Raw genomic sequence first — 1,575 nt, forward strand, 5'->3', positions numbered from 1 at the left:
GGCCGGTGGAGCGCAACACCCGCTACGAGATCATCCGCGAGTACCCGGGCCCGGACGCGTCCCTGCGCGAGTCCCCCCAGCCGATGCGGGTCTGACCCCAGGGACCGGCACCCCCGCGCACAGACCCCTACGAACAGGATCGGCAGGCACCCCATGCCCACGGCCACCCCCGCGGAGGCGCACGGCCACCTCCCCACCGACGGCGAAGAGCTCGAGGTCTGGATCGACCAGGAGCTCTGCACCGGCGACGGAATCTGCGTGCAGTACGCACCCGAGGTCTTCGAGCTGGACATCGACGGGCTCGCCTACGTCAAGGACGAACACGACGAGCTGTGCACCGAGCCGGCCGCCGCCGTGGTCGTCCGGCTGCCGCTGCTCCAGGACGTGGTGGACTCGGTGAAGGACTGCCCCGGGGACTGCATCCACGTCCGCCGCCGCAGCGACCAGGTCGAGGTGTACGGCCCGGATGCCTGAGATCCGCACGCGACCGGAGCCCGCGCCGGCCGGGACCGGCCGGCCCGGGGCCGCCCCGCAGCGGCGGCCCCGGGTCGGTCACATCGAATTCCTCAACTGCCTTCCCCTGCGTTGGGGTCTGGCCAGGACCACCAGCCTGCTCGACCTGGACCTGACCCTGGACACCCCCGAGAACCTGGGCGCCGCCCTGGTCGCCGGGGAGCTCGACATGGGTCCGGTCAGCCTCGTCGACTTCCTGGGGAACGCCGACCGGCTGACCGCGCTGCCGGACATCGCCATCGGCAGTGACGGCCCGGTGATGTCCTGCCTGATCGTCAGCCGGGTACCGCTGGACCGGCTGGACGGCGCCCCGGTCGCACTCTGCTCGACCAGCCGCACCTCGGTGCGGCTGGCCCGGCTGCTCCTCTCCGACCGGGTCGGGGTCGAACCGCGGTACTTCGTCGCCGAGCCCGACCTGGCGACGATGCTGTCCCGGGCGGACGCCGCCGTCGTGATCGGCGACCCGGCCCTGCGGGCCTCCCTGTTGGAGGCCCCGGCGGCCGGACTGCACGTACACGACCTGGGCCTGATGTGGCAGGAGTGGACGGGACTGCCGTTCGTCTTCGCCGTGTTCGCCACCCGGCGCGACTTCCTGGCGCGCGAGCCCGACACCGTGCACCGGGTCCACCGGGCGCTGCTGGCGGCCCGGGACCTCGGGCTCGCGGAGGTGCGCACGGTGTCCGAACAGGCCGCCCGCTGGGAGGTCTTCGACGCCCCGACGCTGGAGCGCTACTTCACCGAGGCCCTGGACTTCGGCCTCGGCCGGCGCCAGTTGGCCGGTATCGCGGAGTTCGCCCGCCGGGTCGGGGGCGCGGAGGGCATCCCGCCGGACGTCCGCGTGCAGTTGCTCGACGCCGCCGCGCCGGCGGACCAGACGTGACCCGTACGAACGCAACACCTTCCGGAGAGGGCGCCACCGCCATGACATCGTTCGCAGAGGAACACCCCGCGCTGGTCGAGGCGCTGAACCGCGCCGCCGAAGGGGGCCGGATCTCCGCCGAGGAGGCGTTGGACCTCTACCGGCACGCCCCGCTGCACGCGCTGGGTTCCGCCGCGGACGCC

The 1,575-nt window shown here is 73.3% G+C and carries 2 protein-coding genes and 1 pseudogene; all 3 read left to right on the plus strand.

Translation table 11 applies throughout. The annotated features are described in order from the left end of the window. Positions 1-153 precede the first annotated feature (153 nt). Positions 154-474 (plus strand): ferredoxin, encoded by a 321-nt coding sequence (locus AB0O40_RS37780; RefSeq protein WP_365050890.1) that lies wholly within the window; start codon positions 154-156, stop codon positions 472-474. Continuing rightward, positions 467-1,393 carry a menaquinone biosynthesis protein gene (locus AB0O40_RS37785; protein WP_365050893.1) on the plus strand — a complete coding sequence of 309 codons (927 nt, stop codon included), beginning with the start codon at positions 467-469 and terminating at the stop codon, positions 1,391-1,393. Before AB0O40_RS37780 ends, AB0O40_RS37785 begins: the two co-directional genes overlap by 8 nt. Before the next feature lie 41 nt (positions 1,394-1,434). Next, a pseudogene (locus AB0O40_RS37790) lies at positions 1,435-1,575 on the plus strand (dehypoxanthine futalosine cyclase); the annotation flags it as partial.

The sequence above is a fragment of the Streptomyces sp. NPDC089919 genome (genome assembly GCF_040684615.1).
Lineage (GTDB): Bacteria > Actinomycetota > Actinomycetes > Streptomycetales > Streptomycetaceae > Streptomyces.